We start from the raw sequence: 24,876 nt of genomic DNA, 5'->3' as shown, positions 1-24,876 counted from the left end.
GAGCTCGGTCGTTGCGGGAGCCGGGTGGCTGAGCTTGTCGAAGCCTCCGGGCGGTGGGTCCGGTCCCTTCGACAGGCTCAGGGACCTTCGTTGCGGGAGTCCGGTGGCTGAGCTTGTCGAAGCCTCCGGGCGGGAGGGGGTGGATGCCGGGACCCTGGGCGTGTGCGTCGGGGTCCCGGCATCCGGGGTCGATCAGCAGCTGGACTTGTAGACCGCGTCCTTGCCGTCGCCGTTGATGTTGTCCTTCGTGAGGATGGTGAATCCGGTCTGGATCTTCTCCTCGGTGGGTTCGCCCTTGAGGGCGGCGATGGCCTGCTTGACGCCGTCTTCGCCGATGGTGGCGGGTTCTTGGGCGACGAGGGCTTGGACGGTTCCGGCTTCGAGGGCCTTGACCTGGGCGGGGCCCGCGTCGAAACCGACGATGGTGACCTGGCCCTGCTTGCCGGCCTGCTGGACACCGGTGGCGGAGCCTTCGGCGGCGAAGAGGTTGGCGGCGAAGATGCCGACGATGTCGGGGTCCTTCTGCAGCGCGGCGGTGACGATCTCGGCGGCGGTGGAGGGCTCGTTGTGGGAGTACTGCACCCCGACCGAGGTGAACTTGGAGTCCTTCTTCACGGCGTCTTCGAAGCCCTGCGCGCGGGCGTCGGTGGTGGAGACACCGGGGTCGGTGGAGACGACGAGGACCTTGCCGCCGTTGGGGTTGGCCTTCTGGATCGCCTCGAACGCCGCGGCGCCACCGCCTTCGTTGTCGCTGGAGATCTGCGACACCGCACCCGACGGGTCCTCGAGGGTGGTGTCGACGAGGACGACCTTGATCCCGGCGGCCTCGGCCGCGGCGATCGGGGCCTGCATCGCCGACACGTCGGTCGGCGCGATGAGGAGCGCGTCGGGCTTGGACGCCACGACGGCGTCGACGATCGGCTTTTGGAGGGTGGGGTCGAACTTCTCGGGGCCCTGGGTGGTGACGGTGGCGCCTTCGGCCTTGGCTTCGGCTTCGATGCCGCACTGCATGGAGATGTAGAACTCATCCCCGGCGACGCCCTGCACGAACGCGATCTTGTAGCCGCCGTCGGAGCCGCCCGAGGCGGATCCCGACGAGGAGCCGCCGGAGCACCCGGCGAGGACGAGGGTGGCTGCGGCGCCGAGGGTGGCGACCGCGAGAACCTGCTTGTTCCACTGCATTGTGATTGACCGTTCTCTCTTGATGTGATTCCGGATGCCGGGACTCAGCCGCGGCGTCCTCCGCTGACGAACTTGCGCCAGAGGCTTTGGGTGTTGCCGCGGGTCGCGGCGGTACGACGGACTTGGTCGACGTACACGGCGGTGATCAGCACCGCGCCGACGGCGACCTGCTGCCAGAACGGCTGCACGCCGGTGATGACGAAGCCGTTCTGCAGAACGGCGGGGATGAACAGGCCCACCACGGTGCCGAAGATCGTGCCGACCCCGCCGAAGAGCGAGGTCCCGCCGATCACGACGGCCGCGATGACGTTCAGGTTGGTCTGCGACTGCCCCGCGATCGCGGTCGTCGAGAATTGCGACAGGGCCAGGATGCCGGCGAGTCCCCGCGAGCGCCCCCGAGAGGGTGTAGACCGAGATGAGGTGGCGGTCGACCTTCACGCCCACGCGGCGCGCGGCGAGCTCGCTCGAGCCGACGGCGTAGGTGTACAGCCCGAAACGGGTGAAGTGGAGCACCACCGCGCCGATCACGACCACCACGAGGGCGATGACGCTGATGATCGGCAGCGACCCGAAGACGTTTCCGTAGCCGATCGACACCGTCAGCACGGTCGGCACATCGCGGATGTCGACGCCGCCGGTGAGGATCTGCGCGAGACCGAGCGCCATACCGAGCGAGCCGAGGGTGACGATGAGCGGCGGGATCTTCGCCTTCGCGATGAGGAAGCCGTTCAGCAGCCCCCAGCACACGCCGCTGAGGATCGACACGAGGATGCCGATGGTGGCCACGCCCCAGCCCTCGCCGCCGAGCGCCCTCATCGTCAGGGCCGAGACGACGCCCGAGAACACCAGGACCGAGCCGATCGAGAGGTCGATGCCCGAGGTGATGATGATGTACGTCATGCCGACGCCGAGCACCGCGAGGATCGAGGCGTTCTGGATGATCAAGCGGAAGTTCGACCACTGCGCGAACGAGTCCGGAGCGAGCGCGCTGAAGATCAGCACGATGACGATGAGGATGAGCAGGATCTGGAAGGCCTGCGCCTTCAACAGTCCCCTGAAGAAGTTGGGTTTGGTGTCCTCGAACGTGCCGATCGCGACGGTCTCGGTGGGGGGAGTCGTGGTGCTCACTTCTGGTCGTCCTTCGTGACGGCGCCGGTCATGAGCCCGACGAGTTCTTCCATGGAGGTGTCTTTCGCGTTGATGTTCGCGACGCGGGTGCCCAGGCGCAGGACCTGGATGCGGTCGGAGACGTCGATGACGTGCGGCATCGAGTGCGAGATGAAGACCACGGCGATGCCCTTGTCACGTACCCGGCGGATGGTCTCGAGGACGTTCTTGGTCTGGCGCACCCCGAGGGCTGCGGTGGGCTCGTCGAGGAACACGACGCGAGAGGCCCAGTGCACGGCGCGGGCGATCGCGATCGCCTGCCGCTGACCGCCGGACATCTCGCCGACGGGGGAGGTGAGGCTGCGGACCGTGGCGCCGAGCTCGTCGAACGCGGCGCGTGAGGCCTTGGCCATGTCCTTGGTCTTCATGAAGCCGAGAGCACCGGCCAGCCCGGGGCGGCGGATCTCGCGACCGAGGTACATGTTCTGCACCGGGTCGAGGTGCGGGGCCAGCGCCAGGTCCTGGTAGACGGTCTCGATGCCGAGCGAGGACGCGACCTGCGGATTGGTCATGTCGATCGGCTTGCCGTCGAAGAGGATCTCGCCCTCGTCGACCGCGAGGTTCCCGGACAGCGCCTTCACGAGAGTGGACTTTCCGGCGCCGTTGTCGCCGATCAACGCGGTCACCTCGCCCGGGTAGACCTCGAAATCGACGTTGTTGAGGGCGCGGACGGATCCGAACTGGCGCGACAGGCCCCGCGCCTGCAGCACCGGGACGCTCGTGCTGACTGACGACATCGTCAGCTCCTTTCAGGAGTGAGGAGGGCGGAAGAGAGGAACGTCGCAGCGACGTCCTCGAAAGAAGCGGCGGACACGGCGAAAGCGGCAAACAGCGCCGCCCCGTAGGCGGTGCCCTCATCGTGAGTCGAGACGGTGACCTCGGGCAGGAGCGCCGAGCGGGAGCGGACGACGGATGCCATCGACGACCACCCGCCGGTCAGCACGGTCGAGGTCGGCGGCTCGACCTCGCGGTCCATCACCGCCGTGTACTCGGCGAGCATGTCGTTGCCGTGGCGCAGGGCGGCGGCGAACAGCTCCGCGGGGCTGAGCCCGTCGCTCTGCGCGACGATTTTCAGCACGCCGTCGTCGTTGCGCGCACCCGAGACCGCGAGACCGGCGTCCGACACCGTTCCGAGCGCGGGGAGCGCCATGGTCTCGTCGTCGATGCGCGCCCGGCCCACGGCATCCGTGATCCCGAGCAGTTGGAGCACGCGGCGCATGAGCAGGCCCGACTTCGTGCCCGCCAGGAGCACGTACTTGCTGGGGATGACGTGCCGCACACAGTTGATGCCCGCGTGGGCGAGCCGCTCGCGCGCGGCGAAGGGAAGGGTGTCGTCGAGCACGCGCACGAGGGCCTCGGCGGTGCCCATCGAGTCGTAGAGCTGGCCCGTGTGGGTCGCGCCGACCGCGACGGCCGAGACGAGGTGGTCGTGGCCGGCGATGGTGAGCGCGGCCCCGCGGAACCCGGCGGGCATCCCGGGGTCGCTCAGCGTGCCGACGGCCTCCCCCGCGCTGACGAGCTTCCCGAGGATCGACGCGTCCACGCCGAGCACGTCGAGCGCCGCCCGCCAGGGGGTGCTGTCGTCCTGATCGATGAGCCCCGTGCGTGAGACGAGCGAGTACTCCGCGACCCGCGGTCCGCCGAGCGCGTGCACGACGTACTCGGGGACGTTGAGGAACGTCGTTCCGACGAGGGCGATTCCGTTGTCGCGCAGGTGGAGCAGCTTGGCGATGGATGCCAGGGGCCCGACCGGCAGACCCGTTCGGCCCGGGAACTCCGCGCGGAAGGCGTCGGGGGTCGCCATGATCTGCGCGGCCCCCCGCGGGTCGAACCAGGCCATGATCGGCGCGAGCGCCGTGCCCTCGGCATCCAGGAGCACGCCGGCCTCGGCCATGCCCGAGACGCCGAGCGCGACGATGCGGTATCCCTCGTCGAGGCGGGCGTCGGCCTCGGCGGCGAGCTCGTGCACGACGGAGATCGCCTGCGCGGCGGTCATCTCGGCCCGGCCGTGGTCGAGGTTCGTCCACGGCGAGCGCCGGCTCACGACGAGCACCTGATGCCCCTCGGGGGTGGCCACCAGCAGCTTGGTGCTGGTGGAGCCCATGTCGATTCCGACGACGTAGTCGCTCATCGCACGTCACCCCCGCGGAGCGTGCCGGGCCACCCGGCACCGGGGGCGGCGACGAGGATCTCGGCGGCACCGGTCAGACGCCAGGCGCCGAACGCGTGGGGCACGGCGTAGACCTGGCCGCGCTCGACATCGATCGACCCCGAGTCGGACACCAGCGCACCGGAGCCCTCGCGCACCAGCACCACAGCGAAGCCGGCCTCGCGCGCAGCGGTGTCTCCCGCGGCGTCGAACAGGCGGAAGTACGGGTCGGCCACCGCGGGCAGCAGCGAGCGGAAGTCCGTCCCCGCCGGGGTCTCACCGACGGTGCTGATCAGGGCGTCGAGGGCCTCGGCATCCATCTTCGCGGTCGACACCGACGGCATCACGGCGTCGAAGCCGAGATCGAGATGCGACTCGTCGCGCGTCGACGTCGTGATCGACCACTCGAGCAGGATCGAGAAGTCGGTCGGCTCCTGCACCTCGGCGACGAAGATCCCGCCGTCGATCGCGTGCACGGTGCCCGCGGGCACGAGCACGCCCATGCCGGGGCGGACGACCACGCGGTTCATGCGCGACAGCATCCACTCGCTGTCCTGCGCATCGCGGCGGCGGTCGAGCTCGTCGCGGTCGACGTCCTGGTTCCAGCCGACGTGCACGGCGCAGTCCTCTTGGGTCTCGAGCACGTACCAGGCCTCGGTCTTGCCGTACGGGCAGTCGAGGTGGGCGCTCGCGAATCCGCGGTCGGGGTGCACGTGCACGGGGAGGCGCTGACGCGCGTCGAGGAGCTTGACCAGGATGCCCAGGTCCGCGGCATCCCGTCCCGCACGAGCCCCCACCCACGCGGCGCGATCGCCGGCCACGAGGTCGCGCAAGAAGTCACCGTCGTCGGTCACGGCGAGACCGATCTCGTCGCAGCCGAAGCGCGACACGGTCGAGCCGAGCCACTCCTCGGGCTGACGGTCGGTCTCGGGCACGATCCCGCGCAGCGCCGCGATGCGGTCGCCGCCGAGGTAGAAGTGCTGCACGGGGTTGGGGGGCAGCAGGACGGGCTTCATCGGGCGGCCCCGATCGGCTCAGGGGCGGCCGCGGCGGTCGCTCGTTCGTAGTGCGTCATGGCTGTCCAGACATCGTTGTCTTGCTCGAAGGAGGTCTTCTCGCGACCTCGCGGGATTGAGCATGGGCGTCCGGGACAACGTTGTCAAGTCACAATTCGGTACTCATGACACCGATGTCCAGCCCCAGCTTCCACGACTGCCCCTCCGGCAGCGGGCGCAGCAGCCCACGCTCACGCGCATCCTGACGCCCGAGGATGGTCGCCGCCGTCGCCGGCTCGACGCCGAGCACGACACCGTCGCGCTGCGCGACGCGCCACTGGAACAACCCCGGCAGCGCCGCGGTGTCGAACGAGACCCGGATGCCGAGCCCCGACGGCGCGTGCACCTCGGCACTCACCCGGGTTCCGACCGGAAGCTCGTGCGCGAACACCTGCTCGGGATACGTGTCGGCGGGCGCGGGGAACCGCGCCCAGGTCGCCAGGCCGGCCTCGGCGTCGGCGTCGCGCGGCACGACGCGCTCCGCCGGGGAGCGCAGCAGCGTCCCCTCCTGGATCAGCGGCCGCCCGAGGTTCACGTGGTACAGCACCATGGGCTCGACGGCGCGCGCGCCGCGATTGACGATCTCGTCGCGAAGTTCGATGCGCGCCTCGCCCCGCGGCACGCGGATGCTTCGGCGCAGCTCGAGGTGCGCGCCGAGCACGGTCGCCTCGACGATCGTCGCCTCCACGACGACGGCGTCGACCTGCACCTCCGCTCGGGTCACCATCGCGGCGAGCGTCGTGTACCGCCCGTGCTGCGGATGCTCGCCCTCGTCATCGCGCGAGGACGGCCCGAACGACAGCAGCCCGCACGTCGTGACGAGCCCGCCGCCGAACGTCGCCCCGAACGCCCCGCCGCTCGGGCGGGGCCACCCCGTGGGCGAGACCCAGGCCAACGGCACCCCGCGGTGCCGCACCTGCCCGAGATCGAGGCCTCGGTCGGGAAGGAGCTCGATGTCGAGGTCGCCCGCGATGACGCGCAGACGCCGGGTTCCGGCATCCGGTCCGTCGGTGCGGATCGAGGCCTCGATGGCCGCCTCCGTCCCGCGGCCTCGCTGGCCTTCTCGCCCCGTCGAGATCATCTCGTCGTCCTGCTCGCCCATGAGCTCCGCCTTCCTCGCCGTGTGCGGTCACACGGTAGCAGTCGTTGACAACGTTGTCTCGAGACCGCATACTGACCGTCGAGCGCAGAGCCGCGCCCCGACACGACGCTTCGGAGACCCACACCCCATGTCGAAACCCCGCCTCAACCGCCTCTTCAACGCGCGCTCCGGGCGCGCTCTCGACGTCGCCGTCGACCACGGCGCGTTCCACGAGCCCTCGTTCCTGACCGGCATCGAAGACATGGCCAAGACCGTCGCGACCCTCGTCGACGCCGGGCCCGACGCCGTGCAGCTCACTCTCGGCCAGGCGCCGCTGCTGCAGTCCGTCCCCGGCAAGCAGAAGCCCGGCCTGGTGCTGCGCACCGACATCGCCAACGTCTACGGCGACCCGCTCGAGTCGCCGCTGCACAGCGTCCTCGTTCCGGATGCCATCCAGGTCGCCGTCCGCTTGGACGCGGTAGCGGTCTGCGTGAACCTGCTCGATCTGCCCGGCGAGCCGCAGATCCGCGAGCAGTGCATCCGGTCGATCCTGGCCTTGCGCGCCGACGCGGAGCGGTACGGGATGCCGCTGATGATCGAACCGCTGGTCATGCAGACCAAACCCGGCACCGGCGGATACGGCGTCGACGGCGACACCGCCAAGATCGTCACCCTCGTGCGACAGGCCCGCGAGCTCGGCGCCGACCTCATCAAGGCCGACCCGACCGACGACATCACCGACTACCACAAGGTCATCCAGGCGGCCGGCGACACCCCCGTGCTCGTGCGCGGCGGCGGACGCGTCGACGACCGCACGCTCCTCGAGCGGACGAAGGCCGTCCTCGAACAGGGCGCCCGCGGCATCGTCTACGGCCGCAACGTCATCCAGCACGACGACCCCGCCGGCATCACCGCGGCGCTCATGGCGGTCGTGCACGACGATGCCTCTGTCGACGAGGCCCTGACCCTGATCGGTGGTGCCGCATGACCGGCAAGAAGGTCGGAATCGGCATCATCGGCGGCGGCCTCATGGGCCGCGAGATCGCCGCGGCCCTGCGCCGCTGGCCCGCGCTGATCGACCACCCCGCCGAGCCCGAGCTCGTGGCCGTCTGCGACATCAACCCCGCCGCTCTCGAGTTCTTCGAGCGCATCGACACGGTGCAGCTGACCACGACCGACCATCACGAGCTCCTCGCCGACCCGCGCGTCGACGTCGTCTACATCGCCGTGCGCCACGATCTGCACGAGCGGCTCTACGTCGACACCGTCCGCGCCGGCAAGGCCCTGCTCGCCGAGAAGCCCTTCGGCATCGACCGCGCCGCCGCCGACGCGGTCGTCGCCGCCATCGACGAGACGCCCGAGTCGTTCGTCCGCGTCTCGAGCGAGATGCCGTTCTTCCCCGGCGCGCAGTGGGCCGTCGACTACGTGCGTTCGGGTGCCCTCGGCCGCATCGTCGAGGCGAAGTGCACCTTCCTTCACGCCAGCGACATCGACGTGAACAAGCCGCTGAACTGGAAGCGGCAGAAGCAGTTCTGCGGTGAGGCCGGGGTGCTCAACGACCTCGGCATGCACACCTGGCACGTGCCGCTGCGCCTGGGCTGGACGCCCGAGAAGGTCGTCGGCATCCTGCAGGACATCGTCACCGAGCGCCCGGGCCCCGACGGCACGCCGCAGCCGTGCGACACGTGGGACAACGCCGTGATCCACTCGTGGGCCCGGCACGACGGCGCCCCGTTCCCCCTCACGACCGAGACCAAGCGCATCGCGCCGGGGCAGAAGAACACGTGGGAGTTCGAGGCCATCGGCATGGACGGCGGCGTGCGCTTCAGCACGAAGAACCCCAAGCAGGTCGAGGTGTTCGCCTTCATCGACGTGCCGGGCGTCGGCCGCGAGCAGAGCTGGCAGAAGGTCGACGCGGGCAGCCAGTCGGTGTGGCCGACGGTGACGGGTCCGAACTTCGAGTCCGGATTCTCGGATGCCATCCTGCAGATGTGGGCGGCCTTCCTCGCCGAGTACGTGGGTGAGCTGGGCGACGGCTTCGGCTGCGTCCGCCCCGAGGAGGCGGCGCTCACCCACCGCTTGTTCGCCGCGGCCATCGCCTCGCACGAGACCGGGACGTTCGTCGCGCCCGAGCACTGATCCACCCGCCCGGGCGCGCCGCCTGCTCGCGGCGCGCCCGGGTTCCGCGCCCGGAGCGGCGAGCGCCGGATGCCGCCCCGCGGCTCCCTAAGCTCGGAGGACGCCGCCCGACGGCACCCCGAGGAGACGCATGCGCAAATCCGGCCGCCCCACGATGATCGACGTCGCCGCCGAGGCCGGCGTGAGCCTGAAGACGGTCTCGCGCGTGGTCAACGGCGAGCCCCACGTCGACCCCGCGCTGACCGAGCGCGTGAACGCCGCCGTCACCCGCCTCGGCTACCACCGCAACGCCCTGGCCGCGAACCTGCGGTCGGGCAGCCGCGACACGATCGGCTTCATCGCCGCCGACCTGTCGAACACCTTCTACATGGCGGTCGCCGCCGCCGTGTCGTCGATCGCGGCACGCCAGCGCATGCACGTGGTCATGGCATCCAGCGAAGAAGACGCCGACATCGAACGCGCCCTCGCCCTCGACATGTGCCAGCGCCAGGTCGGCGGGCTGATCGTGGTGCCCACCGCCGCCGACCACTCCTACCTCGCGCGGGAGGTCGAGTTGGGCACCCCGGTGGTCTTCCTCGACCGCCCAGGTAGCGGCATCCCCGCGGACGCGATCCTGCTCGACAACCGCGGCGGAGCCCGGTCCGCCGTCGCGGAGCTGCTCGCCGAGGGGCATCGGCGCATCGCCGTGCTGCAGGACTCGCTCGGGATCTACACGATGGCCGAGCGCTGGGAGGGGGTGCGCGACGCCTTCGCGGCCGCGGGTCATACGCCCGATCCCGCGCTCGTGGTCGAGAACCTGCACACGCCGACCGCCGCACGCGACGCGATGGAGCGCCTCCTCGCCGCCGACGACCCGCCCACCGCGGTGTTCTGCGCCAACAACCGCGCCACGATCGGCGCGCTGGAGTCGATCCTGCCGCGCGGAGCCGACGTCGCCATCGCGGGATTCGACGATTTCGAGCTCTCCCGGCTGCTGCCCCGACGCATCCGCATCGTCGACTACGACATCGCCGACCTCGGCACGCGTGCGGCGCAGACCCTGCTCTCCCGAGGGGCCGAACCGGCCACCGGGTCGCACACCCAGCTCGTGCCGACGCGCCTCGTCGACCGCGGCGGAGTGGGCTGATCCGACGCGCGGCGGGTCCGGTGGGCGGCCCGCGCACCTCCGCGTCCGCGTCGTCGGCATAAACGCGATCCGGGCACAGAAACACGCTGTACTCGCGTTTCTGTGCGCGGATGGCGTTTATGGCCACGAACGGAGGTCCCGGATGCCGACGCGTCGACGCGCCTCATGGCACAGTGGACGAATGGTCACCGCGAGCAGAGGCGACGGCATGCGCCGCGCCAATCTCGCGCTGGTGCTGCGCACCGTGCACCGCGAGGGCCCCCGCTCCCGCGCGGCCCTGACCGAGGCAACGGGCCTGAACCGCTCGACGATCGCCGATCTCGTCGGCGAGCTCGTGAGCGATGGCCTCGTCGTCGAGCGCGCCCCCGATCCGATCGGCCGGGTCGGCCGCCCGTCGCCCACGGTGGCCCCCGATCCGCGTGTCGTCGCGGTGGCGGTGAACCCCGAGGTCGACGCGCTCGACATCGGCGCCATCGCGCTCGATGGCACGCTGATCGCCCGCGAACGCCTCCCACAGAGGCGGCTGCTGACCCCCGAGCGCACCGCCGAGATCGTCGGCGAGCGCCTCGCCGCCTGGGCCGACGGACCGCTCCGCGATCGCCGCACGGTCGGTGTCGGAGTCGCGGTCCCCGGTCCCGTGCGTGCCTCGGACGGCCTCGTGCGCACGGCCCCGCACCTGGAGTGGACGGATGCCGCGATCGGCACGCTCATCGAACAAGCGACGGGATTGCCGGCCCGGGTGGGCAACGACGCCGCGCTCGGCGCTGTCGCCGAGCACCTCTTCGGCGCCGCGCGCGGCGCCCACGACGTCGTGTACCTCAACGGCGGCGCGAGCGGCATCGGCGGTGCCGTGATCGTCGACGGCACCTCGCTCGGCGGCGCGGGCGGATACGCGGGCGAGTTCGGGCAGAACCGCCCCGGGATCGTGGATGCCGCCGACCGTCGGGCCGCCGACGGGGTGCTCGAAGACGAGGTGAGCCGCTCGCGGCTGCTCGCCGCCGTGGGGCTCGAAGGCGGTGACGACGCGGCCCTGTCCGACGCCCTGGAATCCGCATCCGACCCCGTTTCGGCCGCCGAAGTCGATCGGCAGCGGCGGATCCTCGCGACAGCTCTCGCCAACGCCGCGAACGTGCTGAACCCGGCGGTGATCGTGCTCGGCGGCTTCCTGGCCGTGCTCGCGGCGCGCGATCTCGACGGGCTCGACGCAGCGGTGCGCGCGCAGACGGTGCCCGCGTGCGCCGAGGGCCTGCGTCTCGCGGTCGCAGAGCTGGGCGAGGACCGGTTGCTCGTAGGCGCGGCTGAGGCGGTCTTCGAGGCCGAGCTCTTCCCGGGGCGCTGAGCGCTCCCACCGGGAGGACATCCCGGGTCGGGAGGGCGTACCGACCCCCGCGCATCTCCTCCCGTTCGGGCCGCAACCACGTGACGCGGGGAGGACCAGGGACGAAGGGAGGACGCCCCCGGCCGACACGTCCTCCGCTCGTCCCCGCCCCTCCTTTCCGCCCCGCGCGCGCCGCGCCGGCCCCGACGTCGGCGACCCAGGGCAGGATGGACACGTCGACGCGAGGAGAACCATGACCGAGACACGCCCCGCCGGAGCCACGTGGTCGGGAAACCACCGCTACCGCGCCACCGAAGTGCTGCTGCCCGCCGACCTCGACGAGCTCGCCGAGGTCGTGGCATCCGCCCGCACCCTCCGCGTCCAGGCGACGCGGCACACGTTCAACGACGTGGCCGACTCCGACGCGGCGCTGGTGTCGCTCGAGCGCATGCCCACCCGCGTCCAGGTGACCGGCGACCGCGTGCGCGTCGAGGGTCTCGTGACGTTCGCGCAGCTCGCGCCCGTGATCGAGGCCGAGGGCCGCGCCCTGCACAACCTCGGTTCGCTCCCCCACATCTCCGTCGCCGGCGCCACCGCCACGGGAACGCACGGTTCCGGTACCCACAACGGCAACCTGTCGAGCGCCGTGCGGGCGGTCGAGATCATGGATGCCGAGGGCCGAACGCACCGGATCGACCAGACGCATGCGTGGTTCCCCACGGCCGCCCTCAGCATCGGCGCCCTCGGTGTCGTCACCGCGGTCGAACTGCAGACCGAGCCGACCTACCGGGTGACGCAGCAGGCGTACACCGGCGTGGCGTGGGACGACATCGTGGCAGACCCCGAGCGCGTGTTCGGCGGCTCGCGCAGCGTCAGCGTCTTCACGACGTGGGGAGACCCCGCCCACGATCTCGTCTGGGCGAAGAGCGACGACGGCGCACCCGACCGGGTCGAAGAGCTGGGCGGTCGACCCGTCGGAGACGACATCCAGCTCGGACGGATCCGCACCGTCGACAACACCACCCCGCGCGGGACCGCCGGCCCGTGGCACACGCGGCTCCCGCACTTCCGCGCCGACGCCCTCCCCAGCGACGGCGACGAGATCCAGTCCGAGTACTTCGTCCCGTTCTCGTCCGCGCGCGAAGCCCTTGCCGCCGTGCGGGCGATCGCGCCCGCATTCGACGCGCACCTCCTCGTCACCGAGCTGCGCACCGTCGCCGCCGACGAACTGTGGCTGAGCCCCGCGTATCAGCGCGACGTGCTCGCAATCCACTTCACCTGGCGCAACGACACCGAAGGCGTCCTCGGCGTGCTGCCCCGCATCGAGGCGGCGCTCGCGCCGTTCGACGTCCGGCCGCACTGGGGCAAAGCCTTCACCATGCCCGGAGACGCCGTCCGCGCCACGCTCCCCCGCGCTGACGACTTCCTCGCGACGGCGAGGGAGGCGGACCCGCGCGGCGTCTTCCGCAACGACTTCCTGCGGCGGACGCTGGGGCTCTAATCGGCGCGCGGGAGCCCGCGCAAGAACCCGGTGATCGCCCCGCGGAACCGCTCGGGATCCTGGTTCGCCTCGTTGCAGTGCCCCGTCGCGTCGAACGCCACGAGCGAGGCCTCGGGATGCCGCGCCGTGTAAGCCGTCGAACCGGTCACCGGCACCACCGGGTCACGCAGACTGTGCACGATGAGGGTCGGCAGAGCCGGCGCGGGACGCGGGCCGTCGACCCAGTTCAGCGCGCGGGCGTCGACCGCCTCGATGAGTCCGAGTACCCGCGATCCGAGCCGGCTTTCGAGCACCCGCAGGGCGGTGGCGCCGACGGAACCGGGGAGGTGCACGCCCCGCACCGCGCGGGCAACGATCCGGTTCCAATCCAGGGCAGGGGCGACGAGCACGAGACCGGTGATCGCCGCGCGATGACGCGACTCCTCGAGCGCGAGCATCGCGATCGTCGCCCCCATCGACCACGCCACGAGCACGATCTCGCGCGCGCCGTGCTCGACGGCGTAGCTGATCGCGTCGTCGACGTCGCGCCATTCCCGCATCCCGAGCGACGAGGGCAGCGCCTCGGCGGGAGCCGCTTCCTCGTCACCCGCGTACGACACGACGAGCGAGGTCCACCCGGCGTCGTGAGCGGCGGGGGCCGAGCGCAGCGCGCCGGACCGGCTCGACCGCAGGCCGTGCACGTGGATGGTCCAGCGCGCGGCATCCGGATCCCCGATGACCCACGCTCGGGCATCCCCGCCGCGCCGGAGGGGGATCGCGACGTGCTGCGTCGGGCCCACCTCCTCGGGGGCCCCGATGCTCTGCGACGTCCACGCCCCTCGCGCGGGGCCGTCGGCCAGGCCGTCCGGACGCGCGACGAGGGATCGGACGATGCGCGCTCCGTCGTCCCGCACGATCTCGCCGACCGTGAGGTGCGCGCCGTCGTCGAGCCAGACGCCGTACGTGCCCGGTTGCCGACTCTCGGCGGTCGCGGGCACCGAGACCGTGTCGCCGTCGATCTCGACGGGGACGAAGGGCTTGGCTGCGCGCGGTGCGATCAGGCGCCGGGCGACGTAACCGCCGAGCGCGAGATGCACAGCGCCGACGGCCGCCGCGGCGATGCCGGTTCCGACGATGAGGCGGCGAGTCATGCGCGGTCTCCTGAGGTGGGGCGGGTGAGGTGGGTGTCGATGGCGTCCAGCAGAGCGCGCTCCTCGTCCCGCAGAGGGGTCGAGGTGGCGATCGCGTCGTCTTCAATGGCGACGCGCAGGGCGTGGAGTCGGGTGTCGAGTTCCCCGAACGCCGCGGGTCCGACCGGCACGCTCGCCGCACGATCCCGAGCGAGCCGCTCGGCGCGTGCGAGCAGGCTCTGCCCCCGACGACGGATCTCTGCGACGGTCCGGGATGCCATGAAGATCCCGATCACGAACGACACCACGCCGAGATAGAACAGCGGGTCGAAGAGGGCGCTGACGACGGCGTTCGGGACGAAGAACCGCGTGAGGGTGATGTCGACGACCTCGCTGAGACAGCCGAGCACGATGCCCGCGGCGCCCACGCGGAACAGCCGGCGCGCGACGGGGAGCGAAGTGCGCGCCGATCGGTAGAGCAGGACCCCGACCAGGGCGATTCCCGACATGTGCAGGATGCCGTAGGCCCACGCACCGGTCGACGTGTGCGCCGCCGTCTCGAGGAACAGGAACGATGAGGGACCACGCTCCGGCATCGCCACGAAGAAGACCACGGCGAACAGCGCTGCCAGGGTCAGCGGGAAGCCCCACCGGAGGGTCCTGATCCGCGCGCTCGCAGGAGCCGTGCCGGCCTGGATGCCGAGCCACAGCGCGACCATCGTCAGGACGTTCTGCACGAGCTTGAGCACGTTGGTTCCGCCGAGCGGACTGTCCAGCGTCGCGAGAGGGATGACGGTGCCCTGGGTGAGGAGAGCGATGACGCCCAGGAGGGCCGCGAGCCAGGCGATCCGCGCGCGCGGTTGCCGCCATGCGACGCGCGCCCGCAGAATCACGACGAGCGCGAGTCCGACGAGCGCCGCGTCGATGAGGAGCATGGTCACCATGCGAGCTCCGCCACCCTCGGGCTGGCGTATATGAGACGCGCGATGGCGTGGGCGACGTGTTCGGCCACGAGCTCGGCCTCGACCTGCACCGTGTCGAGATCGGGATTGGCGTGCGGGGCGACAGACGAGCGTTCGTGCACCGCGCCGCAGCAGTGCGCGTCGTCGAGAAGGTGGCCCAACTCGTGCGAGGCCGCGAACTCGCGATAGACGGGCGCGTCGGCCGCCCGGACGTGGATGGTCCCCTCGCGACGATCGGGGAACGAGACGAGGTAGCCGGTCAGCGTGCCCCACGATGCGGTGTCGGTCTCGGCGATGACCCGGAGCCGGATGCCGACCGCCTGCTCGACCGCGCGGACGACCTCGTCGAAGGTCGCCCCCGGAGCCAGCGTCGTGCGGGCGAGCGCGCGATCGCCACGCGTCCGCACCCGCGCGAGCATGTCGTCGGTCGCCGTCACCGCCGCCTCCCCGTCCGGTGGATCATGACGCCGGCGGCCTGCCCCGGAGAGATCGTGCGATCGCGCGGAGCGCGTCGGGAGACATCTGTCCGAGCGCGCGGAACTGGATCCTCTCTGCGCCCGCCTCCCGCATCGCGTCGCGCAGTTCGAGTTCGGCCTCGGTCCGATCGGTCAAGGCTTCGTCGGTGTGATCGGTGAGGTATTCCACGGGGACGTCGGCCCACTGTGTGATGAGTCGAAGCACCTCTTCGTCGAGGACCACCGTGTTCGTCGTGGCGGTGAGCAGGGTCCGCGCGCCGTCGGCGGCACGGGGATCGACGGCTTCGAGATGATCGAGCAGATCCGACTCCGATGCGGCGTGACCGGCGACCAGGCGACGCACACGCTGGGCGACGGGAGCGGCGGGTACGCGCATCTCGATGCGAGGGGCCGAGTCGGGGCTCGCGAGCTGTTCGGGCGTCACCTCGAGCACGGCGGCGAGCGCTTCGATGTCGTTGGTGTTGTACGGCAGCGAGAAACCCGCACGTGACTGGTAGTAGCTCTTCGTCATCCCGGCGCGGCTGATGAGCTCACCGACGGTGAGCCCTTTCGCCCTCCGCAGGCGATCCACATTCGCCACCACTCGCCGGGAGTACCGAGAAGGTGGTCCGACAGCACCCCGACCCACCCTTCGATCGTAGACGACCGCCCCCCTGATCGTATTTACGTGAATCAAACAGTGCTATTTACGAACCGCTGTGCTTGGATGAAGCGAGAGACATGGTGTGAGGCCCCCGACTCCTCCGTCGCTCGTGCGCGTCGGATCGACGCCGGGCCGCCCCTGTTCTCGTCGGCGGGCGCGGCGGCATTGGGGGACGCCGCGCCCGCTCCCGTTCGCACACCGCCTGTGCCCGACCTCTCGGGCCTGCCGGGCTTCGACTGGCCCCACAACTGCCGCGGTCCCGATCACTTCGCAGGTGAGAAGCGCGGCACCACCAGATGATGCGGCGCGCGAAGAGGGCTTCCCTCAGACGCTGACTGTCGCGAACCCGAGATCGGGTGCGAGCGGTCCGGGCCACACTGTGAGGTCGCCTGCCACGTCCCGGGAGCCTCGCATGCCCTCTGACCGTTCACCCGTCGAGGGATGGATGCCGATCGCCTACGGCGCCCTCGACGTCCGGGGACTCACCGATTTCGGTGATACCGCCGGGATCCTCGTCGCCCCGACTGTTCCCGGTGAGGCGATGTGCCTCGTCGGGGCCGGAGCTGCCCTGTGGCGGCGGCTCATCGACGAATCCCCCCTCTCCCCCACCTCGATGGGCGCCGACGAACTGGCCATCGTCGAGGCCCTCGCCGAGCATGGTCTCGCCGCATTCGCGGAGACTCATCCCGCCCGGGTGACGTTCCTGTCGGAACCGGTGCTGTCTTCACCCCTCCACGAGTTGGTCTACGCGCTGACCGCGCGCGTGGCGGCCGACATCGCCGTCCCGTGCGTGTTCGTGAAAGGGCCCCCGCTCCACCTGCAGGGCCTGCGGGAACGTGAGCACTCGGGCGACGTCGACGTCTGGTGCGAGCCGTCGCGCTGGACCGCACTGGCGACGGCGCTTGAGAGCTGGGGCTGGGAACGCCTTCCCGATCCGTGGCATGGCAGCGCGGTGCCGCACAGCATGACGATGAGCCCCCGAGTCTGGGGCTGCGAGATCGACGTCCACCGCCGTCTCCCGGGCCTCGCCCTCGACGATGCGGCCGCGTTCGCCCTTGTCTCCGAGCGCGCGACGACGCTGCGTCTGGCGGGCGTCGATGTTCTCGTGCCCGCGATCGACGATCACGCGGTGCTCGCCGCGGTGAACGCCGTGCGCCCGGGCATCGGAGACTCCGGACGTTCCGACGAGGCCGCCGCGGTCGCCCGGGCGCTGCTGCGAGCGGCCCCGGGGTCCACCAGGCGCGCGCACGCCCTCGGCGCCGTGCCCGTGCTCCGCGATGAGATCGTGCGCATCGAGCCAGCCGCGCTCCGCGACGAAGAGGGGACATCCCTTCCCCGCGACTGGACCTGGAGGTCACGCCCCGATCGCGCTCGGGCCTACCTCACCGCCCTTCGCATGATCCCGCGCGCCGCGCGCCTGCGCACCGCGCTGCGCGTCCTGTGGCCCCCGGATGACGTGGCCCTCGCGTCCGCCCGCGCGGCCGGCGAACCCCTGGATGATCCCGCCCGTGCCCGCAGACGCCGCCTCGTGCGCGGCCTCCGGCAGTGGTGGAACGGCACACGCCGCCGCAACCGCAGAACGGAGCCCCCGATATGACGCCGTCCCTCTCGCTCACCCTCGTCGTCTGCCTCTGCACGCTGTGGGCGACTCTTCGCGCCGAGCCCCGAGCCGCCGCGGGCCGAGCGGTCAGTGGCACCCTCGTGCTGGCCACGCTCGTGCCGGTCACGTCGATCCTCGATGACCTCGCGGTGTTCGCGACGCTGAGCACGATCGTCATCGCGTGCGTGATCGCGCTCGTACGTCATCCCGCCTCCGCACCACGCGTCTCCCCGTGGGGCTCGATCCTGTTCGCATTCTTCCTCGCCTGGCTCATCGCGCGGATCGTCGGGGAGTTCACCCCGCGCGCCACCCTCCTGCAGGTCGGGATGCTGGTGTCGGTCGCTGCTCTCGCCATGGTGGTCCCTCGATTGACGACCCATGACCTGCCGGTGATCGCGAACGTCTTCCTCGTCCTGGTCCTCGTTCACTCCGCGTACGCAGTCCTCGAGCAGACCGGCACCGTCGGGGCCTTCTGGGAGCTCCGTGAGAAGTCCCTCGAGACGATCGACGACCGCCAGAACGTCCTGGCCGGCTGGCTCACCGGCCGGTCCCAGAGCACCTTCGGACACCCGATCCCGTTCGCCGTCTTCGCGTGCGTCGCCCTCCTCGTGCTTCTGCACACCGCCCTGCAGACGCGGCGCTGGCGTGACAGCGGGGGAATCCTCGTGTGCGTCGCCGCGCTGATCCTCTCCGGCACACGCAGCGCGATCGTCGCCCTCCTCGCCGCCCTCGCCGCGTACATGCTGGCGAATGTGCGCTGGCGTCGGCTGCTGCCGCTCCTCGCGCTGTCGGGGGTGCTGGCGATCGCGGCACTCGTGGTCGATCTCCCCCGGTTGCTGGCCCTCGACGAGCGCTTCGAGAGCTCCGTCTCCTTCATCCACCGCAATCTCGTGCTCAATTCGTGGAACGCGCTGTGGGCGCGCGACGATGCGACCCGTTGGTTCGGCTCCGGTGCCGGTGCCACGCAGGAGCTCTTCCGATCCGGCGTGGTCAGGGGCGCGAGCTCTCTGGTGTTCTTCGACAACGCGTACATCTCGCTCTTCGCGCTGTCAGGCCTTGTCGCGGTGATCCTGTTCTGCGCGGTCCTCGGCTGGTCGCTGCGCGGAGGAGCCCTCGCCATCGCCGTGGCGACCTTCATCGCGGTGATGGGCGGTTCGTTCGACGAGCAGGTGTGGCACCTCCCCCTCGTCCTGCTCGCGTTCGGCAGTCTTCTTCCCCGACCGTTCGGAACGATCAGACGGTCTCGACCCCGCGACGTTCAGTCCGATGACACCGACCGTCTCGCAGCCACGACGGAGATCGCGTAACCGAGCACGGCCACCCCTTCGACGACGGCGAGTGCCATGGGGATACCCGGCACCTGCAGCCCGGCGACGAGGGGGGCTCCGACGATGGCACCACAGGCGAGCCCGACGAGGTCGCAGACGACGACGCGTCGCGTCCGCCCGAGCGGCACCAGGACGTTGCGCACGAGTGGCGTGCCGACGCACACGAAGAAGAACGCCAGAGCGAATCCGATGAACGTCTCCCGCGACCCGGCGAGACGTTCACCGAACAAGACACCCGATGCCCACGGGCCGAGCAGGACGAGGCCGACGGCACCCACCGTCCCCAGTGTCAGATGCAGCGCAAGGGCAGCGGCTTGCCGACGGCGGCGGCCTGACTCGAGCACCCAGTTCTGCAGCGCGTCCCCGAGAGCAGAGGCGCTGAAGAGCGCGTAGCGGTACAGCCTGTCGGCCGACGACAGGTCAGCGACGGCAGCTGCCGTCCCGATCGAGGGAGCGAGCGCGGTGGGCGCGGCGGAACGCACGCCCGCGATCATCGTGACCCCGGCACCGGGGGCGCTTCGACGACCGGCCGCCCACACCGCGGCCCGGCCCGGCCAGGGCGGAGCGAACCACCCGAACACGCGGCGGTGGAACATCGTCTGCGTGACGGCGACGCCCACGATCGCCGCGCACGGGTACCACAGGGCTTCGGCGGTCGCCCAGACGAGACCGGCACCGACGGCGAGCGCGCAGAGCCGTGGAATCACCTCGAAGACCGTGATCATACGAGCGCGGCCGAGGCCGATGGCGTACCACGTCATCGACATCCCGGACAGGGATGCCGCGACGCACATCACCGCCGCCAGGACCGTCGCCGCCGGGGTCGCGAGCGGCATCGTCACCGCGGCGGCGACGGCGGCTGCCGGCGGCGTCACGGTCGCGAACACGACGATGCGCACCCACCAGCTCGTCAGGTACACCTGGCGGCGCTGCGCGTCGTCGGCGGCCAGCGCGATCGCGGGCGGGCCGACGACTTGCCATCCGAACAGGGTGGCGGCGGTGGCGAACGACCCCACCGCCTGACCGATGCCGAGGGCTGCCCATTCCTGGACCGTGCACGACCTCGTCACGATTCCGAGAAGGAGCAACGGCGCAAGGGAGGCCAGCAGGGGAAGCGATCCGAATCCGACGATGCGTGCGACCAACAACCTCATGCCGTCGACCTCAGGCGATGGGATTTCACCGGCCGATCCTCGCGAGGTCCCCGCCCTCGCGGCGACCGAGAGCGCCGCCGTCCGATGGGGCGGACTGTGGAACACCGGCGGGTGAGGTGAAGGGTGATCTGGTGCCGGCAGATCACCGGGGCGTCAGCCGCCCCGTCCGGCCTGTCAGGGACGAGACGGTCATTGTCCCGCGATCGACACGGCGAGATGATCGCGACCCGCGCGCTCTACAACGGTCGAATGCACACCTATCGCCCCCGCCCGCACGAACGGGTCACCGTCGTCACCGTCACGTATGCCGATCGGTGGGACACCGGTCTCTCGGCGACGGTGGCGTCCGTCTTGGCCGACCCGCGAGCCGATCTGGTCGTCGTCTGCAATGGCGCCGGAGAATCGACGCGGCGCCGGTTGCGCGCCCGCGCCGCGGAGGACGCCGGACGGGTCGAGATGATCGAGTTTCCGTCCAATCGCGGCTCGGCACCCGCCTTCGCCGCGGGCCTGTCCGCCGCCTACCGACGCGGGACGGCCGTTCTGCTGCTCGACGACGACAATCCCCTCCCGCGGGGTGCCCTGGCCCGACTGGACGCCGTCGCTTCAGCCACCGCTCGCGGGAGCCGCGTCTGCGCGCTCGCGTGTCTGCGGGCGGTCAATCCGGTGCACGTCGACCTGCGCGACGGCGTGCCGAGCGATGACCTCTTCGCCGAGCTCCGCCCCGGCGCGTTCCTGACGACCGACCTCTTCCGAGATCGCCGCCGCGCACGAGCGAAGAACGACCCGATCACGACCGTCGAAACCGTGGACGGGCCCCATCGGGTCGTCCCCCTTCCCAACGCGATGTGGGGTGGCCTGTTCCTCCCCGCCCCCGTCGCCGCGCTCGGCCTGCTCCCGCCTGCGGATCTCGTGCTGTACGGCGACGACAACGCCTTCTCAGCGCTCATGCGGGCCGCCGGCATACCGATCCTGCTCTGCCTGGACATCGAGATCACCGACACCGTCGACTGGCATCGAAGCTCTCAGCCCGTTCGAGGAGCGATGCGGGTGCCACGTGTTCTGCACACCGCCCCCGAACATCTCTGGCGGATCCGCTACCAGAACCGCAATGCCGCTTACCTCAGCGTCTCCCAGGCCCGTTCGGCGCGAGCGCGCGCACGACTCGCGGCGAACGTCGTCGCACGCACGGGCATGCTCTTCGCCGCTGCGCTGATCGCTCGTCGCCTGCCCGCGTTCTTCGCGGTCGCGGGCGCCTATGCCGAAGGCCTGCGTGGTCGCCTCGGCCCGAGCTATCCCCTGCCGGGCGCGACACCCGAGTCCGCGGCGACGGGGCGCTGACGACGTCGAGTCCCTTCGAGCGCTCGCCGGTACACGCCGAGGGTCTCGTCCGTCATCCGCCGCCACGAGTAGCCGTCGGCGCGACGGTGTCCGCGTTCGATCAGCGCGGCACGCTGGACGGGGTCATCGATCACGCGGCGCAGAGTGTCAGCCATCGCGTCGGCGTCCGTCGGGTCGAAGTAGACCGCGGCGTCACCGTAGACCTCCGGCAGACACGTGGCCGAGCTGCTGGCGACGGGGCACCCGTGCCGCATCGCTTCCAGTCCCGGCAGCCCGAAGCCCTCGAAGAACGACGGAAACGCGAAGACGCTCGCGTGTTCGTAGAGCCATCGCAGCTGGCCCTCCGAGACGTAACCGGCGAAGTGGGCTCGCTCGGCGAGCTCGGGCCGACGACCGAGGATGCGTTCGCCGTCGTCGTCGATGCGGCCCGCGACGACGAGTCCGAGGCCGGGGCGTTCTTCGCGGAGTCTCTCCACCGCGTCGAACAGCCGCTCGAGGTTCTTGTACGGCACCTGATTGCCGACGAAGAGCACGAAGCGCTCGAAGGGGAGCTCGACGGGCTCCGGCGTCTCCTCGATGTGGTCGGCGGCCGGGTAGGTCAGCACGATGCGATCACGGCGCACCCCGGTGAATCGCCGCAGGTCCTCGCCGCTGTACCGGCTGACGACGAGATTCGCCCTTCCCCGGTGCGCGGCGATCGCGAAGATCAGCGCTCCGGCGACGCGCCGGACCAGCGAGATGGCCGCGTTCTTCTTCGCGTTTCGGATCTTCAGCAGCGTCATGTCGTGGAAGGTCGTCACGCGAGGGATGCCGAGCAGCACCGGTTGCTGCTGGAGACAGAAATGCACCAAGTCGGGCTGTAGCGCTCTGATCTCTCGCGCGAGCGAGGTCTGTTCCGCGAGGGAGAAGAACCGCACCTGCGTTCCGACGGCCGAGAAACGCGCGGACGGTGCCGACCACTCGTCCAGTCTGTCGGCGGGAAGGATGAGGGTGTACCGGTTCGAGTCGTCGTCCCGTCGCGCCAGACCGTCCACGAGCTTGCGGATGTATCGGCCCGTGGTGCTGAAGTAGCCGCGCGCGTCCAGAACGATGTGTGCCATGACCGTCTCCCCCGGCGCCTCTTCGGCGACCGTCCGACCATGGTCCGCGGGCCCCGGTCGGGCGCGCACCGCGGAGCGACGCAGCGACCGGGGACGATGCAGCGCGCGCTCCAGGTGATGAGAGGGGTGAAGGTTTTCCTTCACCCGCTGAGTCCTCACGCCCCCGCGGCGAAACGACGAAGCGACGAACCGCAGCATCGGAAGACACGTCATGCTCCCCCCCTGCTCCTCCGAAGGTCGCTCATGCCATCCGAATCGCCGCTCGTGGTCAACGGGCGCTTCCTCACCCATGTCCCCACGGGTGTGCAGCGGTACGCCAGAGAGGTCGTGCGCGAACTCGGTCACCTCGTGCCCCTCGTCGTCCTCGCTCCGCCCGGCGCGCTGATCGACGCGGATCTGGGAGTCGAGGTCCGGCAGGTCGGCGGCCGCGGGGGACATCCGTGGGAGCAGTTCGACCTCCCGCGTCATCTCCGCAGGTCGGGGTCACCCCTCCTGCTCAGTCTCGCCAACACGGGGCCGGCGAGATACCGCCCGCAGATCGTCACGCACCACGACATCGCCTGGTTACGGCATCCCGAGAGCTTCGCCCGCTCCTTCCGGACGCTCTACGGCATCGTCATCCCTCGCTTGCTCGCGCAAAGCGAGCGAGTGATCACCGTCAGCGACTTCTCCGCCCGCGAGCTCGCCGGAGGCCTGCGGATCGACCCCGCGAAGATCCGGGTCGTTCCCGCAGCCGTGTCGGAGGATTTCGATCCGACGGGACCCCGACACGACGAGGGAGAGCCCTACCTCCTGGCGGTGTCCTCACCCAATCGTCACAAGAACTTCGACGCTCTCGTCGACGCCTTCGTGGGAGCGCGTCTCTCGCACATCCGACGCCTGCTGATCGTGGGCCGTCAGGCGCGGGCGTTCCGCGCCGGCGAGACCGTCGTGCACGAACGCGTCCGTTTCGTCGGGCGCGTCGACGACCAGCACCTGCAAGAGCTGTACCGGGGCGCGGTCGGCTTCGCGTTCCCCTCCCTCTATGAGGGGTTCGGGCTCCCCCCGCTCGAGGCGCAGAGACTGGGCACACCGGTACTCGCTGCTCGCGCGGCCTCGATGCCCGAGGTCCTCGGCGACGGTGCGGTCTGGGTGGATCCCCACGACGTCGACGACATCCGCCGGGGCATCGAACGCCTCGACGGCGACCCCGAGCTCCGCGCCGAGCTGGTGCGTGCCGGATGGGCGAACGAGAAGCGGTTCTCGTGGACCGCATCGGCGCAGTCCGTCGCTCGCATCGTCGACGAGGTGCGACGAGGGGAGACGGCCCGATGAGCGCCGGGACGCGCGCGAGCGACGACGGCCGCCGCGGTCTCCTCGTACACGAGTGGATCGCCCCCGCCGGCGGCTCCGAGAACGTCCTCGAGGCCATGGCACGCGCGTTTCCCGCGGCCGACGTGCAGTGCCTGTGGACGGATGCGCCTGATCGCCTGGCGGATCGGAGAGTCGCGGAGACGTGGCTCGCGCGGACGCCACTGCGGCGGAGCAAAGCTCTCGCCGCACCGTTCTGCCTTCCCACCTGGAGAACCCTGCGCCCTCGCGACATCGACTGGATGCTCGTCAGCTCCCACCTCTTCGCGCATCACGCCCGGCAGCGCGGAGCAGGCGATGTCGCGAAGTACGTGTACGTGCACACCCCCGCGCGATACGTGTGGACGCCCGAGTTCGACCCGCGTGGCCAAGGGCCGGCCGTCCGCGCGGTGGCGCCGTTGTTCCAGGCCGTGGACCGACGACGGGCTCGCGAGCCCCTCGCCATCGCGGCGAACAGCGCGTTCGTCCGCGACCGCGTGGCGGCGTGCTGGGGGCGGGAGTCCGTCGTCATCCACCCGCCGGTCGACGTGGCGACGATCGCCGACGTCCCGCGGTGGGAACCGGATCTCACTGCCGCCGAACGGCGCCAGCTGGCGAGTCTCCCCCGCCCTTTCATCCTCGGAGCCTCTCGGTTCACCTCCTACAAGCGCCTCGATCTCGTCATCGACACGGCAGACCGCCTCGGCATCGCGGCGGTCCTGGCCGGCCGCGGGCCGGACGAGAACTCCCTGCGCCAGCGCGCCGCCCGCTCACGCGTCCCCGTGACCCTCGTGATCTCGCCGTCGGACGCGCTCCTGCGGGCGCTGTACCGCGACGCGTCGACGCTGGTCTTCCCCGCGATCGAGGATTTCGGCATCATTCCCGTGGAGGCCCAGGCCCTGGGAACGCCCGTGGTCACCGGGCCGCTCGGCGGACAGGTGGAGACGTACACCGACGGCGTGTCCGGAGTGACGGCGGCGAGCGTGGACCCCGCCGATCTCGCCGACGCGGCGCGCCGAGCGCTCGCTCTTCCCGCCTTCGACGGTCCCGCGACGACCGCGCGCTTCTCCTCCGACGTGTTCGAGGAGCGCATCCGAGACTTCGTCAGCGGGTGAGTCG

21 protein-coding genes and 2 pseudogenes are annotated in these 24,876 nt (G+C 70.8%); 10 read left to right on the top strand and 13 right to left on the bottom strand.

Annotation, left to right across the window (positions count from 1 at the left end):
• Positions 1 to 192: 192 nt before the first annotated feature.
• From QE388_RS18530 to QE388_RS09185, 7 genes and pseudogenes are all read right to left on the bottom strand, one after another.
• Positions 193 to 1,044 (bottom strand): annotated as a pseudogene (locus QE388_RS18530) (ABC transporter substrate-binding protein); the annotation flags it as partial.
• 182 nt (positions 1,045 to 1,226) lie between these two features.
• Positions 1,227 to 1,520 (bottom strand): hypothetical protein, encoded by a 294-nt coding sequence (locus tag QE388_RS18525; RefSeq protein ID WP_373426641.1) that lies wholly within the window; start codon positions 1,518 to 1,520, stop codon positions 1,227 to 1,229.
• 106 nt (positions 1,521 to 1,626) lie between these two features.
• Positions 1,627 to 2,082 (bottom strand): annotated as a pseudogene (locus QE388_RS18520) (ABC transporter permease); the annotation flags it as partial.
• 224 nt (positions 2,083 to 2,306) lie between these two features.
• On the bottom strand, positions 2,307 to 3,086 hold the full coding sequence (locus QE388_RS09200; protein ID WP_307384919.1) for an ATP-binding cassette domain-containing protein: 780 nt from the start codon (positions 3,084 to 3,086) through the stop codon (positions 2,307 to 2,309).
• A gap of 2 nt (positions 3,087 to 3,088) precedes the next feature.
• Positions 3,089 to 4,480: an L-fuculokinase gene (locus QE388_RS09195; protein WP_307384917.1), complete on the bottom strand. Its 1,392-nt coding sequence runs from the start codon at positions 4,478 to 4,480 to the stop codon at positions 3,089 to 3,091.
• On the bottom strand, positions 4,477 to 5,514 hold the full coding sequence (locus QE388_RS09190) for a hypothetical protein (RefSeq protein ID WP_275800775.1): 1,038 nt from the start codon (positions 5,512 to 5,514) through the stop codon (positions 4,477 to 4,479). The genes QE388_RS09195 and QE388_RS09190 overlap by 4 nt, the downstream gene beginning before the upstream one ends.
• 148 nt (positions 5,515 to 5,662) lie before the next feature.
• Complete coding sequence (locus QE388_RS09185; protein WP_275800774.1) at positions 5,663 to 6,655, bottom strand: aldose 1-epimerase family protein; 993 nt, start codon at positions 6,653 to 6,655, stop codon at positions 5,663 to 5,665.
• Positions 6,656 to 6,782: 127 nt separating this feature from the next.
• Between QE388_RS09185 and QE388_RS09180 the strand changes: the two genes are divergently transcribed.
• The 5 genes from QE388_RS09180 to QE388_RS09160 all read left to right on the top strand — a co-directional run bounded on the left by QE388_RS09180 (position 6,783) and on the right by QE388_RS09160 (position 12,718).
• Complete coding sequence (locus QE388_RS09180; protein ID WP_307384914.1) at positions 6,783 to 7,622, top strand: class I fructose-bisphosphate aldolase; 840 nt, start codon at positions 6,783 to 6,785, stop codon at positions 7,620 to 7,622.
• The gene (locus QE388_RS09175) at positions 7,619 to 8,773 is read left to right on the top strand and encodes a Gfo/Idh/MocA family protein (RefSeq protein WP_307384912.1); all 1,155 of its coding nucleotides are present in this window, start codon (positions 7,619 to 7,621) and stop codon (positions 8,771 to 8,773) included. The genes QE388_RS09180 and QE388_RS09175 overlap by 4 nt, the downstream gene beginning before the upstream one ends.
• 130 nt (positions 8,774 to 8,903) lie before the next feature.
• The gene (locus QE388_RS09170) at positions 8,904 to 9,899 is read left to right on the top strand and encodes a LacI family DNA-binding transcriptional regulator (RefSeq protein ID WP_275799663.1); all 996 of its coding nucleotides are present in this window, start codon (positions 8,904 to 8,906) and stop codon (positions 9,897 to 9,899) included.
• A gap of 181 nt (positions 9,900 to 10,080) precedes the next feature.
• The gene (locus QE388_RS09165; protein ID WP_307384910.1) at positions 10,081 to 11,238 is read left to right on the top strand and encodes an ROK family transcriptional regulator; all 1,158 of its coding nucleotides are present in this window, start codon (positions 10,081 to 10,083) and stop codon (positions 11,236 to 11,238) included.
• A gap of 232 nt (positions 11,239 to 11,470) precedes the next feature.
• On the top strand, positions 11,471 to 12,718 hold the full coding sequence (locus tag QE388_RS09160) for a D-arabinono-1,4-lactone oxidase (RefSeq protein ID WP_307384908.1): 1,248 nt from the start codon (positions 11,471 to 11,473) through the stop codon (positions 12,716 to 12,718).
• On the opposite strand, the gene QE388_RS09155 is transcribed toward QE388_RS09160, so the two are convergent.
• From QE388_RS09155 to QE388_RS09140, 4 genes are read right to left on the bottom strand one after another with little or no spacing between them, the layout of a single operon-like run.
• Positions 12,715 to 13,848, bottom strand: coding sequence for an alpha/beta hydrolase (locus QE388_RS09155; protein ID WP_307384906.1), 1,134 nt, complete (start codon positions 13,846 to 13,848; stop codon positions 12,715 to 12,717). The genes QE388_RS09160 and QE388_RS09155 overlap by 4 nt on opposite strands.
• Positions 13,845 to 14,771 (bottom strand): hypothetical protein, encoded by a 927-nt coding sequence (locus QE388_RS09150; protein WP_307384904.1) that lies wholly within the window; start codon positions 14,769 to 14,771, stop codon positions 13,845 to 13,847. The genes QE388_RS09155 and QE388_RS09150 overlap by 4 nt, the downstream gene beginning before the upstream one ends.
• Positions 14,765 to 15,226 (bottom strand): hypothetical protein, encoded by a 462-nt coding sequence (locus QE388_RS09145; RefSeq protein ID WP_307384902.1) that lies wholly within the window; start codon positions 15,224 to 15,226, stop codon positions 14,765 to 14,767. The genes QE388_RS09150 and QE388_RS09145 overlap by 7 nt, the downstream gene beginning before the upstream one ends.
• Positions 15,227 to 15,248: 22 nt before the next feature.
• Positions 15,249 to 15,836 carry a helix-turn-helix transcriptional regulator gene (locus QE388_RS09140; protein WP_307384901.1) on the bottom strand — a complete coding sequence of 196 codons (588 nt, stop codon included), beginning with the start codon at positions 15,834 to 15,836 and terminating at the stop codon, positions 15,249 to 15,251.
• Between the two features lie 484 nt (positions 15,837 to 16,320).
• On the opposite strand from QE388_RS09140, the gene QE388_RS09135 reads away from it, so the two are divergent.
• Entirely contained in the window at positions 16,321 to 17,505 is a 1,185-nt protein-coding gene (locus tag QE388_RS09135) for a nucleotidyltransferase family protein (RefSeq protein WP_307384899.1), read from the top strand.
• On the top strand, positions 17,502 to 18,815 hold the full coding sequence (locus QE388_RS09130; protein WP_307384898.1) for an O-antigen ligase: 1,314 nt from the start codon (positions 17,502 to 17,504) through the stop codon (positions 18,813 to 18,815). Before QE388_RS09135 ends, QE388_RS09130 begins: the two co-directional genes overlap by 4 nt.
• Here the strand turns inward: QE388_RS09130 and QE388_RS09125 are convergent.
• Complete coding sequence (locus QE388_RS09125; protein WP_307384896.1) at positions 18,767 to 19,990, bottom strand: lipopolysaccharide biosynthesis protein; 1,224 nt, start codon at positions 19,988 to 19,990, stop codon at positions 18,767 to 18,769. The genes QE388_RS09130 and QE388_RS09125 overlap by 49 nt on opposite strands.
• Before the next feature lie 216 nt (positions 19,991 to 20,206).
• Between QE388_RS09125 and QE388_RS09120 the strand changes: the two genes are divergently transcribed.
• Positions 20,207 to 21,328, top strand: a complete 1,122-nt coding sequence (locus tag QE388_RS09120) for a glycosyltransferase family 2 protein (protein WP_307384894.1) — start codon at positions 20,207 to 20,209, stop codon at positions 21,326 to 21,328.
• Here the strand turns inward: QE388_RS09120 and QE388_RS09115 are convergent.
• On the bottom strand, positions 21,280 to 22,428 hold the full coding sequence (locus QE388_RS09115; protein ID WP_307384892.1) for a glycosyltransferase family 1 protein: 1,149 nt from the start codon (positions 22,426 to 22,428) through the stop codon (positions 21,280 to 21,282). The genes QE388_RS09120 and QE388_RS09115 overlap by 49 nt on opposite strands.
• Before the next feature lie 243 nt (positions 22,429 to 22,671).
• On the opposite strand from QE388_RS09115, the gene QE388_RS09110 reads away from it, so the two are divergent.
• Complete coding sequence (locus tag QE388_RS09110) at positions 22,672 to 23,742, top strand: glycosyltransferase family 1 protein (protein ID WP_307384890.1); 1,071 nt, start codon at positions 22,672 to 22,674, stop codon at positions 23,740 to 23,742.
• Positions 23,739 to 24,872 carry a glycosyltransferase gene (locus tag QE388_RS09105; protein ID WP_307384889.1) on the top strand — a complete coding sequence of 378 codons (1,134 nt, stop codon included), beginning with the start codon at positions 23,739 to 23,741 and terminating at the stop codon, positions 24,870 to 24,872. The genes QE388_RS09110 and QE388_RS09105 overlap by 4 nt, the downstream gene beginning before the upstream one ends.
• Positions 24,873 to 24,876: the final 4 nt, after the last annotated feature.

The sequence above is a fragment of the Microbacterium sp. SORGH_AS_0969 genome (genome assembly GCF_030818255.1).
Taxonomy (GTDB): domain Bacteria; phylum Actinomycetota; class Actinomycetes; order Actinomycetales; family Microbacteriaceae; genus Microbacterium.
Note: the sequence above shows the minus strand (reverse complement) of the source record. Positions and strands in the feature narration are given on the sequence as shown.